This is a genomic window from Vallitalea sp. (assembly GCF_025211055.1).
Lineage (GTDB): Bacteria > Bacillota > Clostridia > Lachnospirales > Vallitaleaceae > Vallitalea.
Map to the genome: position 1 here is coordinate 36,701 of NZ_JAOARO010000033.1, position 16,108 is coordinate 52,808.

Annotated in this window: 14 protein-coding genes; all 14 read left to right on the forward strand. The window is 28.3% G+C overall.

Going from position 1 to position 16,108, the window contains the following annotated elements:
• The first annotated feature begins 5 nt into the window (after positions 1-5).
• The 14 genes from dusB (at position 6) to glmM (ending at position 15,976) form a co-directional block, all read left to right on the forward strand.
• Complete coding sequence (dusB, locus tag N4A55_RS04135) at positions 6-977, forward strand: tRNA dihydrouridine synthase DusB (RefSeq protein WP_293754236.1); 972 nt, start codon at positions 6-8, stop codon at positions 975-977.
• A gap of 71 nt (positions 978-1,048) precedes the next feature.
• Positions 1,049-1,993: a hypothetical protein gene (locus N4A55_RS04140; protein WP_293754237.1), complete on the forward strand. Its 945-nt coding sequence runs from the start codon at positions 1,049-1,051 to the stop codon at positions 1,991-1,993.
• A gap of 196 nt (positions 1,994-2,189) precedes the next feature.
• Positions 2,190-2,666 (forward strand): transcription elongation factor GreA, encoded by a 477-nt coding sequence (gene greA, locus N4A55_RS04145; RefSeq protein WP_293754238.1) that lies wholly within the window; start codon positions 2,190-2,192, stop codon positions 2,664-2,666.
• 73 nt (positions 2,667-2,739) lie between these two features.
• Positions 2,740-4,236, forward strand: a complete 1,497-nt coding sequence (gene lysS / locus N4A55_RS04150) for a lysine--tRNA ligase (protein ID WP_293754239.1) — start codon at positions 2,740-2,742, stop codon at positions 4,234-4,236.
• A gap of 251 nt (positions 4,237-4,487) precedes the next feature.
• A complete protein-coding gene (locus N4A55_RS04155) occupies positions 4,488-6,014 on the forward strand; it encodes a glycosyltransferase family 39 protein (protein WP_293754240.1) in 1,527 nt (508 codons plus the stop codon).
• A 35-nt stretch (positions 6,015-6,049) separates the two neighbouring features.
• Complete coding sequence (locus tag N4A55_RS04160; RefSeq protein ID WP_293754241.1) at positions 6,050-6,901, forward strand: decaprenyl-phosphate phosphoribosyltransferase; 852 nt, start codon at positions 6,050-6,052, stop codon at positions 6,899-6,901.
• 46 nt (positions 6,902-6,947) lie between these two features.
• The gene (locus tag N4A55_RS04165) at positions 6,948-7,943 is read left to right on the forward strand and encodes a radical SAM protein (RefSeq protein ID WP_293754242.1); all 996 of its coding nucleotides are present in this window, start codon (positions 6,948-6,950) and stop codon (positions 7,941-7,943) included.
• A gap of 90 nt (positions 7,944-8,033) precedes the next feature.
• The gene (locus N4A55_RS04170) at positions 8,034-8,921 is read left to right on the forward strand and encodes an NAD-dependent epimerase/dehydratase family protein (protein ID WP_293754243.1); all 888 of its coding nucleotides are present in this window, start codon (positions 8,034-8,036) and stop codon (positions 8,919-8,921) included.
• Between the two features lie 212 nt (positions 8,922-9,133).
• Positions 9,134-10,378: a putative glycoside hydrolase gene (locus N4A55_RS04175; protein WP_293754244.1), complete on the forward strand. Its 1,245-nt coding sequence runs from the start codon at positions 9,134-9,136 to the stop codon at positions 10,376-10,378.
• 41 nt (positions 10,379-10,419) lie between these two features.
• The gene (locus tag N4A55_RS04180) at positions 10,420-10,797 is read left to right on the forward strand and encodes a hypothetical protein (RefSeq protein ID WP_293754245.1); all 378 of its coding nucleotides are present in this window, start codon (positions 10,420-10,422) and stop codon (positions 10,795-10,797) included.
• Between the two features lie 32 nt (positions 10,798-10,829).
• Positions 10,830-11,771: a hypothetical protein gene (locus N4A55_RS04185; protein WP_293754246.1), complete on the forward strand. Its 942-nt coding sequence runs from the start codon at positions 10,830-10,832 to the stop codon at positions 11,769-11,771.
• A 344-nt stretch (positions 11,772-12,115) separates the two neighbouring features.
• Positions 12,116-12,982: a diadenylate cyclase CdaA gene (gene cdaA, locus N4A55_RS04190; RefSeq protein WP_330666308.1), complete on the forward strand. Its 867-nt coding sequence runs from the start codon at positions 12,116-12,118 to the stop codon at positions 12,980-12,982.
• Positions 12,975-14,282: a CdaR family protein gene (locus N4A55_RS04195; protein WP_293754247.1), complete on the forward strand. Its 1,308-nt coding sequence runs from the start codon at positions 12,975-12,977 to the stop codon at positions 14,280-14,282. The genes cdaA and N4A55_RS04195 overlap by 8 nt, the downstream gene beginning before the upstream one ends.
• 344 nt (positions 14,283-14,626) lie before the next feature.
• Positions 14,627-15,976, forward strand: a complete 1,350-nt coding sequence (gene glmM, locus N4A55_RS04200; RefSeq protein WP_293754248.1) for a phosphoglucosamine mutase — start codon at positions 14,627-14,629, stop codon at positions 15,974-15,976.
• The last annotated feature ends 132 nt before the right edge of the window (positions 15,977-16,108 follow it).

Consider the following 16,108-nt stretch of genomic DNA (forward strand, 5'->3'; position numbering starts at 1 on the left):
ATGCTATGAAAATGAAAATTGGAAATATAGAGATTGAGAACAATGTAATATTAGCACCTATGGCAGGTGTAACTGACTTACCATATAGATTATTATGTAAAGAACAAGGATGCGGATTGGTATACACAGAAATGGTAAGCGCAAAAGCTATATACTATAATAATAAGAATACAAAACTATTGATGCAGATAGATGAAAGAGAGCGACCAGTAGCAGTACAGCTTTTTGGATCAGAACCAGACCTTATGGCTGAAATGGCAAAAAGAATTACTGAAGAAAATCCTCTTATAGACATAATTGATATCAATATGGGATGTCCAGTGCCAAAAGTAGTTAATAATAATGAAGGTTCAGCGCTTATGAAAAATCCTAGATTAATTGGAGAAATAGTGAAGAAGGTTTCTACAGCCATTGATAAACCATTGACAATCAAGATTAGAAAAGGTTTTGATGAAAGTAATATCAATGCTGTTGAAGTAGCTAAGATAGCTGAAGACAACGGAGCTGCTGCTATTGGAGTACATGGAAGAACCAGAGAACAATATTATAGTGGAAAAGCTGATTGGGATATAATAAGACAAGTTAAAGATGCAGTGTCAATACCAGTATTAGGCAATGGAGATGTTTTTGCACCAGAAGATGCTAAGAGATTATTAGAAGAAACTGGTTGTGACGGTATACTTATTGGAAGAGGAGCACAAGGTAACCCGTGGATATTCAGTAGGATAATCCATTATCTAGAAACTGGAGAGGTACTACCTAATCCAATGATAGATGAAATTATAGATACCATCAACAGACACTTAGAAATGCTATCAGAATATAAAGGCAGCTATACAGCTGTTAGAGAAATGAGAAAGCATATTTCATGGTATACAAAAGGACTACCTGGTTCTGCCCATATAAGAAGAGAAATCAATAGTACCCAATCTATGGAGGAACTAAAAGAAAAAATAGCAGAGATTAAATTTATCTGATTGAAAAAAACATGTATAAAAACTTGATTATGTTAATAAGTTATACTAAAACATAATTTGAAGTGAGTTATATGTATAAAAAATATGCAATAATAAGTTGTAACAAAGAAACTGGAGACATTAATTTTCATAACCCATTCATTAGATTCTTTCCCAAGAAAATGGTAAGGAATTATATAATAAAAAAGCTTCCCCTAAATATAACAGAAATTGATTATTTGGGTAATTTGGGACTAGACATAAAATTACCTATTACAGAAGAGGAATTGATTGAAGAAGAGTACACAAAAGCAGTCATTGACGAATTCAATAGAAGGTATTTAATCTATAATATCAATACCTTAGTCATATCAAAAGAGCTTAAGGACTATAGAGATTACTTTGAATCAATTATAGGTAGTGAAAAAGCTGTTCAGTTTTTGTACATTGATAAAGTAATAAAAAAAATAATAAATTTGATTAATAAAGAATTAAAAAATATGAATTTTGTTATAATAGATGGAGATAATAGTAAAACAAGATTTATAATTGATAATATATATCAAGGAATCAATTCATTGACTATAGTAACTTCAAAGCCAGAGATGTTTGAAGAAAGAGTTGATGAAATATATGATGAAACAGGTCTAGCTATTGGGATAACTAATTATAATGTAAATCAAGAAATATCAAGTGATATAATTATTAATTGTAATGGCGACAAGGATAAAATATTCTACTCCTTTGATGAAGGCTCATATATCATTGATTTTGTATCAGATGATGACAAGGTCAAAGATATATTAATAAAAAGAAATGATATCAATATAATAACAGGTGTTGATATATATGTTGATGATCATTTGATGAGCAAGGAATTGCTGCATGGTATTTTACTTAACCAGAACAGATTGTTAAGAAGCATGTTCTTATATGGCTATAAAACAAATATGTTTGAAAGACTGGATAAGATCAAGAGCAAATATCATGTTAGAATTGGCAATATATATCAGAGAGGGGAAGAATTGCAGTCTTAAGCTTATCTGAACTATTTTTATATTGACAACTTGTTATTATTAAGTTATAATACCTTGAATATGAATAATATAACATAAATTCTAAATACGGTATTGGGGAGTCATTAGGCATATTGAACTAGACATATATAGAAAGTTCATATATTACTAGTTTTTATTATTATATAAAATATATTAAGAGGAAGGGTGTAGCAAGATGCCTGACAAAAAAGTAATACTAACATATAGTGGATTAAGGGAATTAGAAGATGAATTACAGAATTTAAAAGTAGTTAGAAGAAAAGATGTTGCAGAAAAGATAAAAGAAGCTAGAGCTCAAGGAGATTTATCTGAAAACGCAGAATACGATGCGGCAAAAGAAGAACAAGGCGAAATTGAATCTAGAATAGTAGAACTTGAAAAAATACTTAAAAATGCTGAAGTAATTGACGAAGAAGAAATATCATTAGATACTATTAGTGTAGGTTGTAAAGTGAAGATATATGATCTAGAATTTGAAGAAGAAATTGATTATGCAATTGTAGGTTCAACAGAAGCAGATCCATTAAATTATAAAATATCTAATGAATCACCAGTAGGAAGTGCCTTAATTGGTTCAAAGATAGGTGATTTAGTAGAAGCTGAAACTCCTAATGGAGTTGTAAAACTAAAAGTGTTAGACATTCATAGATAAAATATAAACATGAATATAATAAAAAATTATATAAACAAAAGAGTAAACAATAATATACAAGGAGGACTTGTAGGTGTCAGATAACAATAATAACAACCAAGGTAAAGAACAGGACCTTAATGAACTCCTGAAAATTAGAAGAGATAAGCTAGCTGGGTTACAAGAAAAAGGAAAAAATCCTTTTGAACTCACTAAATTTAGTGTGGATTGTCATAGTAATGAAATTATCGATGGTTTTGAGGAGTTAGAAGGTAAAGAAGTTATAGTTGCAGGTAGAATTATGACTAAACGTGTTATGGGAAAAGCTTCTTTCTGTCACATAGCTGATAGAAATGGACAAATCCAATCATATGTCAGAAAAGATGCAATTGGTGAAGAAGATTATGCCGAATTCAAACATTATGACTTAGGTGATATTGTTGGTATAAAAGGTGAAGTATTCAGAACTCAAAAAGGTGAAATATCAATAAAAGCTCACGAGGTAACTTTACTATCTAAGAGTTTACAGATTTTACCTGAAAAATATCATGGATTAAAAGATACTGATACAAGATATCGCCAAAGATATCTGGATTTAATCGTTAATCCAGAAGTTAAGGATACTTTTATAACTAGATCCAAGATTATAAAAGAAATTAGAAATGTACTTGATAATAGAGGATACTTAGAAGTAGAAACACCAGTACTTAATACAATATCTGGTGGAGCATCTGCAAGACCTTTTATTACACATCATAATGCTCTTGATATGGAATTATACATGAGAATTGCTCTTGAATTACCATTGAAGAGATTAATTGTAGGTGGTTTTGAAAGAGTATATGAAATAGGTAGAGTATTTAGAAATGAAGGATTATCAGTAAGACATAACCCTGAATTCACATTACTTGAATTATATGAAGCATATACAGATTATCATGGTATGATGGATTTAACTGAAGAACTAATACGTACAGTAGCTGATAAAGTATTAGGAACTACTACTGTTACATATGATGAGGTAGAAATCGATCTTGGTAAACCATTTGCAAGACTTTCAATGTTAGAAGCAGTTAAGAAGTATGCTAATGTTGATTTTGATGAAATCGATACAGATGAACAAGCAAAAGAATTAGCTAAAAAGCATAATATAGAATTTGAAAAACACCATAAAAAAGGTGATATTCTCAATCTTTTCTTTGAAGAATATGTTGAAGAACATCTTGTTCAACCAACATTCATAATTGATCACCCGGTAGAAATCTCACCTCTTGCTAAGAGAAAGCCTGAGAAACCAGATTATACTGAGAGATTCGAATTATTTATTACAAAACGAGAATTTGCTAATGCCTTCTCAGAGTTAAATGATCCAATTGATCAAAGACAAAGATTTGAAAGACAAGAAGAACTTCGTGCAGCTGGAGATGAAGAAGCTAGCATGATTGACGAAGATTTCCTTACTGCATTAGAATATGGAATGCCTCCAACAGGAGGACTTGGAATAGGTATTGATAGATTAGTTATGTTATTAACTGATTCATATTCAATTAGAGACGTACTGTTATTCCCAACAATGAAAAATAAGGAATAGAACATAAAAATTAAAAAATCCTCTATAATATAGAGGATTTTTGTTGCGCCAAAAAATAATTTGTTTTTATTATTTATATGCTTTGAGGATAATGAAAAATACAGACCTATATTAATAATAAAATTGAAAAATATATTTTAATGTATATTTTTGTTAAATAGATTACTATTATGGAATATTATGGTATAATCAATATAATTAGCTAAAGAAACTGAAGCTTATTCCAATGAATAGTTATAATGGAGGCATATATGAATAAAAAAATCATTATTAATAATATTATTCTTTTGATAATTTCTTTGATTGGGTTTGTTTTTATGCTTAATATTTTACCAGCAAAAGGTGCAGTATACAGTCATGATTCAGTTGCATACTCATATGCAGCGAAGTCATTAATAAATGGGGATGGAATAAAATATTTTGGTTATAAAACTCCTGTTATTCAATGGCCCCCAGTATATATATTAATATTAATAATACCTATTATATTTTCTATTAAAATATCTCAATTTGCATTAGTTTTAAATAGTCTAATATTTATGGTACTAATTTTTATATCTGGCAAATGGATGTTAAGTAACTTAATAAACAAGTGGTTGGCTTATATTGGGATATTATTTATATTTTTTTCTATACCAATAATACATATATCAAAACATATATGGACAGAACCATTATTTATATTACTTGTTATGGTATCAATTATAAGTTTTCAGAAATATAAAAATACCTTATCAATGAAATGGTTAATAATATCTGGATTACTATCAGCATCATGCTGGCTTACTAGATATACAGGTATTGTTGTTTTAATAACTTGTTGCATAATTATACTTGTTAGAATAAAACCCATAAAGAAGAAAATTAAACATTTGTTTACATATGGTATTATAGCAGCTCTTCCCATGTTATTATGGGTACTAAGAAATTTTATAATATCTAGAACAATTACAGGGGGAAGAACATCTAAGATAACACCAATAGTTAATAATATTAATAAATCATTACATATATTTTACTCTTGGTTCATAGATAAGAATTATAAAAAGATGTTAATAGGAATAATCATACTTGTAGTTATTATAATGACTTCTATTATTCTGATATGTATAAGAAAAAAACAGAAGAAGTTTATTGCTTATCTTCAAAAAGGGTGTACGGAATATTTTTTATTTGCAATATTATATTATACAGTTATTATCATTTCAGAATCAAGATATGCAATAGATCCAATTAATAATAGACTGTTATCTCCTGTGTTTATACCGATACTGTTTGTAGTCTTATTGATAATAGATGCTCTAATTAATCAATTTGAGAAAAATAAAAAGATATTATATATAATTAATCCTGGAATTATATTAGCACTATTATTAATAGTAAACTATCCAGTGAGATATCACATCAATAACATGAAGAAATTCCATAATGTAGAGGAGGGTATAGCATATAGTAACTATATAATTGATAATGAAACATTAAAATATATAGAACATGGTACTTATACCAAAGATACAATATTATTTAGCAATAACCCCACTATATTAACTTATCATACAGATATAGACAGTAGATGGATGCCAAAAAAAGAAGGAATTAAACTGTATGATATAGATAGTTTTAATAACTCTATAAAACAAATTAAAGAGGTATATATAGTATGGTTTGGTGATAAAAACAGTACTTTTTTATATACAATTAATGATATAAGCAAGATATATCAGCTTAAATTAATTAAAAAGTTAACAGACGGTTATATATATAAAATTATAAAATAAAAATTACATTGAATTTACAAAGGATGAATACTATCATGAATTATATTAAATTAATAAGACCTAAACAATGGATAAAAAATTCATTTGTATTTGCAGCACTAATATTTTCAAAAAAATTTATTGAAATAGATGCTATTGAATATTCTATATTATTGTTTATATACTTTACTATTATTTCATCAATAATATACATCTTTAATGATATTAATGACGCTGATAATGATAAGATACACCCTAAGAAGAAAAAAAGACCCATAGCAAGCGGAGCAATATCTAAGAGAAATGCAGTATTTTTTATGTGTATATTAATAATAGTATCACTAATAATCAGTATCCATTTTGATATTGGAGTTAATATAGTAATAATCTTGTACATAATTAATAACATCATTTATACCACTGGATTTAAAAATTATATAATTATTGATGTAATGATGATTTCTATAGGCTTTTTACTTAGAGTAATAGCTGGAGCTCTAGTACTTGAAGTTTATATATCGTCATGGATAATTATATGTACGTTTTTCCTATCTATGCTAATGGGACTTGGAAAGAGAAGAAGCGAAATAGTATATTTAGAAGATTCCGCTGCCAGTCATAGACATAATCTTAAACTTTACTCAATTAAGTTGATTGACTATATGTTGAATATATGTGTTGGTTGTACCTTAATAACTTACACTTTATATTCGATTTTGGAATATGATAATAAGATATTTATGATAACTAATATGTTTGTTTTTTATGGTATATTCAGATATGTATATCTTATATTTAGTGAGGATAGTTGTAAAATGCCTGCAGAAATAATTATAGAAGATAAGCCTTTATTAATTAATATTCTTAGCTTCGGTATTTCATGTATACTAATTTTACTATACATATAAAAAATTGTGATATATAACAGCCAATAATTGGAAATGAGGTAGTATAATGATTAGAGTATTAAAAAATATAATTACTAAAAAACCTATATTAATTATATATGATGTTACAAAATTGTGTAATGAAAGATGTCCAATGTGTAATATATGGAAGACAAAGAGCAATGACATGAATCTTGATCAAATAAAAATTATAGCGAAACGTTTAAAGAAATTTGGTATAGGGTATGTATTTATACAGGGTGGTGAACCTACATTAAGAAAAGATCTTATAGATATTATTGATATATTTATTAAAAATAAAATTAAGCCTACAGTAATAACTAATGGAATATTACTTAATAGGGAGCTAGCAGAACAGATAGCAATAAGAAAGTGTAACTTAGCAATAAGTATAGATTCATTAGATGAAGAAAAATTTAAAAAATACAGGGGTGTTGATATACTTAGTAAAGTAAAAGAAAATATATTAAATATATCAAATATTAAGAGAAAAGGTAATTGGGCAATAACAACTACAATATCTAAACTAACTACAATAAATGAGATTAAAAAATTAGAAAATTTTGCAAATACTTATGGTTTTATGTATGCAATAAGACCATATATATATGTTAATGGTAATGCAGGTAAGAAAGAAGATGACCTAATATATAGTTATGATGATGTCAAAGAAATATTTGAATATATGCTAAATAGGGCAAGAAAAAACAATTATTTTGCTAGTCTAATTTACGAAGAACATATTAAATATATGAAAAAAGAAGTTATGCCAGAATGTGATGCAATGAAATATTCTTTAGTTATGAAAGAAGACGGGATATTTGCTCCGTGTATTGAATTTACAAATAAGCAAGTAGACATTGATGACTTTAACAAAAATAAGAAAAAGTACAAAAAAATACTCTGTGAATGTAATAATACAACACCATGTTTTTATAATGATGCTAGAGAAATCGGTATACTTCTTAGAAAAAAATGGAGAATTATATTAAATATACCTAAACTCATAAAACAAATGATCTTATATGGTAATTTCTTTTAAGGTATATTTATATTATCATATAAACTTTTAGAGAAAGGAAAGTATAGATATATATAATTATTATAATATATATTGTGTACAAGTGATTTTATGAATGTATTTATTACAGGGGCCAGTGGGTTAGTTGGTAAAAATCTGATTAAAAAACTTGATAATTGCGATAATATAAATAAGATATTCTGCTTGTATAGAAAATTGCCAGAATATATTATTTCGGATAAAATAGTACCTATAATAGGTGATGTAGATACCTTATCCAATATTTCTATTAAAGAGCCTATTCATAAAGCAATACATTTAATAGGATACTGGAAAAAAGAAAATATGAAATTACTTTATAAAATTAATGTGGAAGGAACAAAAAATTTTATTGCTTTTTGTAAAAAAAATCATATAAAATCTATTATATACGTCAGTAGTATTAATGTTAAACTAATTAATAAAGGCAATTATGCAAGAACAAAATTAATGGCGGAAAAAGAGATAATAAATTCATCAATTAATTATATTATAATGAGACCAACTCTGATATATGGTAATGGCGATATAGGTTTATCAAAATTATGTAAAATGATAAAAAGAAGTTGCATTATACCTGTTATTGGAAATGGTAAAGCGTTAGAGCAACCCATTTATGTAGAGGAAGTAGCAGAATATCTTAAAAAAGCCATTCTTGATTTTCAAGAAAATATAATTATGCCTATAGCAGGTAAGTATCCTATTGAATACGATAAGATGATTAATATTATAGCTGCTCAGATTAATAAAAAAATTAGAATAATCCATTTACCTATAAGATTGATATCATTTTGTGTTAGCATAATAGAAAAGCTAAAAGTCCCATTCCCAATAAATTCAGAACAGATAGCTCATATTTCAGAAGATCTAAAAGTCGATAATACAGAGGCTTCATGTTATTATAATGTTAACCTTCAATCTTTTGAAAAAAATATATTGAATTTAGATTACTTAGAGTAAATAATTATATATAGATTATTATTTTGGGAATAAGTAATAAATATGATTAAGAAATATAATGAGTGTTATAATATAAATAAAGTAATTTATCTACTAAAAAAGTGTCGAAAATAACTTTTTTATGTGCTATAATTTAAATAATACTATATTCATGACTGATATATTTAACTGAGATAAATAAAATAAATCAATTGAAAAGAGGGAATGAATGAATGGCTTATCGTAAGAGACAACGTAATAAGAGAAAATTATGGTTCTTGATTTTATTAATAGTGTTGATAATTTGTGCTCCATTTGTATATAAATACTTAACTAATAAAGCAGATGATGGAAATAACTTTATCAGTAGTATAATTAAACCAGAAGAAGCTACAGTAGAAACATTGGAAGTTGGGTTTAACGATTATCTAGAAAGCCCTGGTGCTAGCTACATTTTATATAGTGAAGCGCCAAAAGTAAAGGGGCTTTATGTAAATGCATCCGCAGTTCATAGCAAAGAAAGATTTAATACCTTAATTGATATTGCTAACACTACAGAGATAAATGCGTTTGTTATTGATGTTAAAAATGATTCAGGTAGAATTACATTTGATATGGATAATCCACAATCTGATGAAATTAAAGCAGAAGTAAAATATATGAATGACATTAATGTCGTCATGGATAGATTATATGAGAATGATATCTATCCAATAGCACGTATTGTAGCATTTAAAGACCCTTGGTCATCAAAAAAAATAACTGACTTTGCCATTAAGAATAAAGACGGCAGTCTTTGGATGTATGATAAAATATCATGGCTTAATCCTTATAATAAAGATACTTGGGATTATGTACTTAATGTTGCTAAAAAAGCCGCAGAAGTTGGATTCAAAGAAATTCAATTCGACTATATAAGATTTGAAGCTACGAGAAGCTTGGATAACGCAGATTTTGGCAAGGACGCTGAAAATAAAACAAGAATGGAAGTAATTTCTGAATTTGTAGCATACGCCATGAAAGAATTAAAACCATATAATGTTAAAGTATCTGCTGATGTATTTGGTACTATTATTACAAGTAAAGTAGATGCAAAAACTATAGGACAGGATTACTTAGCTATGGCAGAGAAATTAGATGTCATCTGCCCAATGGTATATCCTTCACATTATGGAAAAGGTTTCTTTGGAATACCAAGAGATAAACATTCAGACTTATATCCATACGAGACAATACTAGGTTCTATGAAAGCATCAAATGAAAAATACAAAGAATTAAATGGCAAAAAAGCAGCTATAGTAAGACCTTGGCTTCAAGCCTTTACTGCATCTTATCTAAGAAAACCAAATTATAAGTCTTATGGTCCAGAAGAAGTACGTGCTCAGATACAAGCAACATATGACGCAGGTCTTGAAGAATGGATTTTATGGCATGCTGGTTCAAAATATAATAAAGATGCATTATTAAAAGAGCAATAGTGCTTCATGATAGCTACTTTATTGAAACGGGGTGAGTACTTGTGAATAAAGAGAAAGTAAAGATTATGACTAATCTTGCTATATACGAAAAAAATGTAGGAAAAGAAGATTTCACTGTAAATGGTCATTTTAAGTCAAATTATATATCCTACAATAACTTTAAAACACGATTAGGTATTTTGGTAGCAATGTGTATTATATTGGGCGGGGACTTAATGAGAAGAGTTACTAGAGACCTTAATAGTTTAGGAGATATAAATTATATTAGTTTAGGTATTAAGTATCTTGTAATATTAGTTGTTGTACTAGCATTTTACACAGTCATTTCGACAATCATTTATAGAAAAAGATATAGAAGCGCTGAAATAAGGATCGCAAAATATAAAAAACTACTTAATAAATTGGATGATTATAAGTAGTGTAGATTTTATTCAAGGAGGAAATTTTAGTTATGACTAAGCTTTATGAGATAAGGGAAGTGCTCATAACACTGTATAAACGATATGAAAGATTTATAGTGCCTATAACTAGATTTATGTTGGCATTAATGGTATTTGTTAGATTAAATGGGTTTTTGAATTTTGCAAAGGTACTTAATAAACCAGTGGTAAATATATTACTAGCAGCAGTAGCTAGTTTTATTCCTGGTAATTGGTTAGTACTCTTATTAATATTTGTAATTAGTACTCATTTATTCTATGTTTCAATTGAAGCTTTAGCAATAATTTTCGTGATAATGATAATAATATACTTGATGTATATTAGGATATTTCCTAAAATGGGTTATTTCATAGTGGCGGTTCCGTTGCTCTTTTCGCTAGGAATACCATATATAGTGCCTATTTTTGCAGGATTATTTGTTGGTCCAATAGCAATAGTGCCAGTTTGCATTGGAGTTGGGGTCTACTTTTTTTCAGGTCACATGTCAACTATTCTGTCAATAAAAGCAGCAGATTTGACAGATTTACCAGATTCACTTATGAGTATGTACAAATCAATTACAGATTTACTATTTAACGACAAAGCTATGATGTTAACAATTATAATATTTATTGCAGTTATCTTGATTACATATTTTGTAAGCCGTTTAGAAATAGACTATGTATGGTACATTGCCATTGTAGCTGGTAGTATTACTAACTTGTTAGGATTTATTATTGGAAATATAATATTAAAAACAGATATTAGTATACTTGGAGTTATATTAGGTTCTATACTATCAATAATATTTGTTTTTGCTTGTCAATTCTTGAAAGTATGTTTACACTATACAAGAGCTGAGAAAGTACAGTTTGAAGACGATGATTATATCTATTACGTGAAAGCAATACCTAAGATTAAGATTGGAAAACAGATTAAAAAAATAAAGCGTATAAATAATATAACAAAATAATATCTATTGATTAATAATCAATTAACATAACGAAGAAGTCTTATGACTCTCTTCGTTTTTTTAAAAAATTACATTTTTCGTAAATCAAGTTATGGAATATATTTTTAAAAAAATTTTATAAAAATCTATTTTTATAAAGTATAAATAATGATATAATAAATTACATATAAGTTAATCTTTTGTAACTAGAAGGGGTATCAATTATATACGCCCATTAACCTTATAATATTAAAATAATTCAATGAATTTGTTTATTAATATAAGTATTATAATAAGGTATAGGTTAATATTGGTAGAATGAATAGTCTAAGATTGATAGAAACATGGTTAAAGAGGGTGTAATATTGGAAGATTTGAATAACTTTTGGGAAAATTTAAAATTGATACGTTTGGATTTGCCTATAATAGGCGTAAAAGATGTAATTGAAATAGCTTTGATTGCATTTGTCATATATCAACTTTTAAAATGGGTTAGAGGTACTAGAGCCTGGACACTTTTTAAAGGTTTATTAATAATATCTATTATTGCATTTATATCAATGATACTCGAACTAAACACTATAACTTTTATATTTGTCAAAACCATAAATACTGGAATCATAGCCTTACTGATTGTATTTCAGCCAGAACTTAGAAGTGCATTGGAACAGCTTGGCCGAAGAAATTTTTTCTCTACATTTTTAATATTTGAAGAGCAGAAAGACAAAAAAGAGAAGATTTCATTAAAGGCAATAGAAGAAATTGTAACAGCAACAGAAGAAATGGCAAAATTCAAAACAGGAGCATTAATAGTTGTTGAAAGAGAAGTAAAACTGGGTGAATATGAACGAACTGGAATACCGTTGAATGCAACTATAACAAGTCAATTACTTATAAATATATTTGAACACAATACTCCACTCCATGATGGAGCAATTATAATTCGTAATAATAAGATAGTTGCAGCAACTTGCTATTTACCACTCTCAGATAATATGAGTCTTAGTAAAGAGTTAGGTACAAGGCATAGAGCAGCAGTTGGTATAACGGAAGTTTCTGACTGTATAGTTATCATAGTTTCAGAAGAAACAGGAAATGTATCAATGGCATTAGGTGGCAATATAATTAGAAATATAGATAGTGATTACTTGAAAAATAAATTAATCTATCAAAAGAAAACAGCTGACATAAAGAAATTTAAGATTTGGAAAGGTAGACAAAGAAATGGGTAATATATTCTCAAGAAACGTAGGATGGAAAATTGCATCAATTGTAATAGCCTTCTTTGTTTGGTTTGCTATTGTACAGGTTGAAGATCCATATATAACTAAGGATTTTAAGAATATTCCTGTTAAAGTTCTTAATGAACGGGTAATAACGTCCAAAAACCAATATATCAATTTTATAGAAGGTCAATATGTGGATGTAACACTAGGTGGAAAACGTAAAATAATTGAAAGGTTCAATAAAGAAGATATAATAGCTACAGTTGATATGCAGTATTTATCTTTTACGGATACATTGGTTATTGATATAAAAACAAATAATGAAGCTATTACTGTAGTTAAGAAAAGTCCTAATGATATGCGTATAACAAGAGAAAATATTAAATCAGAAATTAGACAAATAACCTATGAATTTGAGGGTAATCCTAAGGAATCATATATTCATCTAGATCCTATTATTACTCCAAATACTGTTGAAATAGAAGGAGCAGAATCTAAGATGGCTCAAGTAAAAGAAGTTAAAGTAACCTTTGGTATTGATGGTGCCACTAATGACGTTACATCTGTTGGTAAAATAAGATTATTAGATAAAAATGGTAATGAAATTAGTGACATAGATAAGAGTATAGAAGAAGTAAATTACCAAGTTCCTATCAGGAAATTGAAAAAAGTTAATGTGCTTATTAAGACCACAGGTAGTTTGCCTTCGGGATACAAATTGACTGGAAGTGAAGTTAATCCTAATAAGGTAACTCTTATTGGAGAAGAAACGGCTATTGATAAAATAAATAATCTAGTATTACAAGTACCACTTAATAATGTTACTGCTGATGTTAATAAAGAAATTGATTTAGCCACAGTACTACCAGTAGGAGTATCAAGGTATCAAAACACTAATATGGTTACGGTTAAATTGAATGTAGACAAAGTTCAAGAAAAAGACGTAGTAATATTAACTCATGATATTAGTATTGATAGATTACCAGAGAATCTAAATATATCTATAGTTAATACAGAAGATATTAAGGTTAAGTTTCGAGGAATTCAAGAAGACTTGAACAGAATTACAGTATACAGTCTTAATCCTACGATAAATCTTAATAACTTGGAGGAAGGGATACATGAAGTTACTTTGGGTATTACATACCCAAGAAGTGTTGAACTTGTTACTGAAATTCCAAAAGTTATAATAGAATTAACTAATCAAGATCAAGGTGTAGCTGACGACATACAGGATAATACTGGTGACATGGGAGAAGATACTATAAGTGATGAACCTGTAGATGATACAACAGTTAACAATTAATATTTTTATACGGGGCTGTCTAATAATATTTTTTGGCTATAAGCTAAAAGGTATTGTTAGACAGCCTCTTTTTATGGATAAAAAGTTTTATATAAAGCCAAGTAACAAAAATAATGATTATTACATATTACTATAGTATATACCACTTTAGAAAGTGGTATATACCAGACCTAAAACAAAAAGCTATTTATTTCATAATTTATTGAAGGTAAATATAGGGAGTGATATAATTGTGAAAGTGTAAAGAGGTAAAATACTACTAATATTTTCCTAATTTAATTTTGTAATCAATTAAACTAAAGAATAGATATAACATATAAATATAATATGAAAGGAATATAATTATGGGTAAATTATTTGGAACCGACGGTGTAAGAGGAATTGCTAACAAAGAACTTACTATAGAGATGGCATACAAATTAGGGCAGGCAGGTGCTTACGTACTTACTAAAGAGAAAAAACATAAGCCAACTATATTAATAGGAAGAGATACACGAATATCAGGAGAAATGTTGGAAGCAGCGCTTATCTCAGGTATATGTTCAGTTGGAGCCAACGTGGTAAGTATTGAAGTAGTACCGACACCAGCGGTAGCCTATTTAACAAGATTATATAATGCAGATGCGGGAGTAGTAATATCCGCTTCTCATAATCCAGTAGAATACAATGGAATAAAATTCTTCAATAGTAAAGGATATAAATTATCTGATGAACTAGAAGAAGAAATAGAAGATATAATGTTGAATAACAGTGAGAAACTAGAATTCCCTACAGGAACTAAGATAGGAAGAGTTAAGCGTAAGAGAGAAAGTATAACAGATTACATTGAGTATGTTAAGAGTGTAATAGACATTGACTTAGAAGGAATGAAGATAGTTATTGATTGTGCTAATGGGGCATCATATGTATCCGCACCAGAAACACTAAGACAATTAGGTGCAGAAGTATTTATCATTCATAATGAGCCTGATGGAACTAACATAAACAAGAAATGTGGTTCTACTCATATGGAAGACTTACAACATTTTGTAAAACAAGTAGGTGCTGATATAGGTCTTGCATTTGATGGTGATGCTGATAGATGTCTTGCAGTAGATGAACATGGAAATATGGTTGATGGTGATAAGATTATGGCTATCTGTGGTCTATACATGAAAGACAAAGGATTATTAAAAAAAGATACTGTTGTTGCAACTGTAATGAGTAATCTAGGATTATTTATTATGGGAAAAGAAAAGAACATACATATGGAGCAAACAAAAGTTGGCGATAGATACGTATTAGAAAAGATGATAGAACAAGGCTACAATCTTGGTGGGGAGCAATCAGGACATATTATTTTTTTAGAAGAAAATACAACAGGTGATGGACTCTTAACAGCTATTCATCTATTAGAAGCACTCAAACACTCAGATAAAAAATTATCAGAATTAGCTAATGTTATGGAAGTATTACCACAAGTATTAGTAAATGCCAAAGTCAGCAATGGTAACAAATACAGTTACTTAGAAGATGAAGTAATAAAAAATGAAATAGAGAGACTAGAAGCTAAATTTGATGGTGAAGGAAGAGTATTAATAAGACCTTCTGGTACTGAACCATTAGTTAGAGTAATGATTGAAGGAAAAGACAAAGAGTTATTAGCTGATGAAGCAGAAGCATTAGCTGGCTTAATAGAGACTAGACTTAAATAATCTCTCGGAATCTTGAGAGATCATGTCAGCAAAGCTGACAAAAGCACTTTGACAAGTAAATATTGTCTGAATTACAAATAAAAGTAGAAAAATGGGTAAAAGAAATAGACATAACTGCTGTTATGCTTTAAA

Excerpts from the sequence above, each read along its gene's own strand:
- dusB (WP_293754236.1), top strand. The coding sequence starts at position 6 with ATGAAAATGAAAATTGGAAATATAGAGATTGAGAACAATGTAATATTA.
- N4A55_RS04140 (WP_293754237.1), top strand. The coding sequence starts at position 1,049 with ATGTATAAAAAATATGCAATAATAAGTTGTAACAAAGAAACTGGAGAC.
- greA (WP_293754238.1), top strand. The coding sequence starts at position 2,190 with ATGCCTGACAAAAAAGTAATACTAACATATAGTGGATTAAGGGAATTA.
- N4A55_RS04155 (WP_293754240.1), top strand. The coding sequence starts at position 4,488 with ATGAATAAAAAAATCATTATTAATAATATTATTCTTTTGATAATTTCT.
- N4A55_RS04160 (WP_293754241.1), top strand. The coding sequence starts at position 6,050 with ATGAATTATATTAAATTAATAAGACCTAAACAATGGATAAAAAATTCA.
- N4A55_RS04165 (WP_293754242.1), top strand. The coding sequence starts at position 6,948 with ATGATTAGAGTATTAAAAAATATAATTACTAAAAAACCTATATTAATT.
- N4A55_RS04170 (WP_293754243.1), top strand. The coding sequence starts at position 8,034 with ATGAATGTATTTATTACAGGGGCCAGTGGGTTAGTTGGTAAAAATCTG.
- N4A55_RS04175 (WP_293754244.1), top strand. The coding sequence starts at position 9,134 with ATGGCTTATCGTAAGAGACAACGTAATAAGAGAAAATTATGGTTCTTG.
- N4A55_RS04185 (WP_293754246.1), top strand. The coding sequence starts at position 10,830 with ATGACTAAGCTTTATGAGATAAGGGAAGTGCTCATAACACTGTATAAA.
- N4A55_RS04195 (WP_293754247.1), top strand. The coding sequence starts at position 12,975 with ATGGGTAATATATTCTCAAGAAACGTAGGATGGAAAATTGCATCAATT.
- glmM (WP_293754248.1), top strand. The coding sequence starts at position 14,627 with ATGGGTAAATTATTTGGAACCGACGGTGTAAGAGGAATTGCTAACAAA.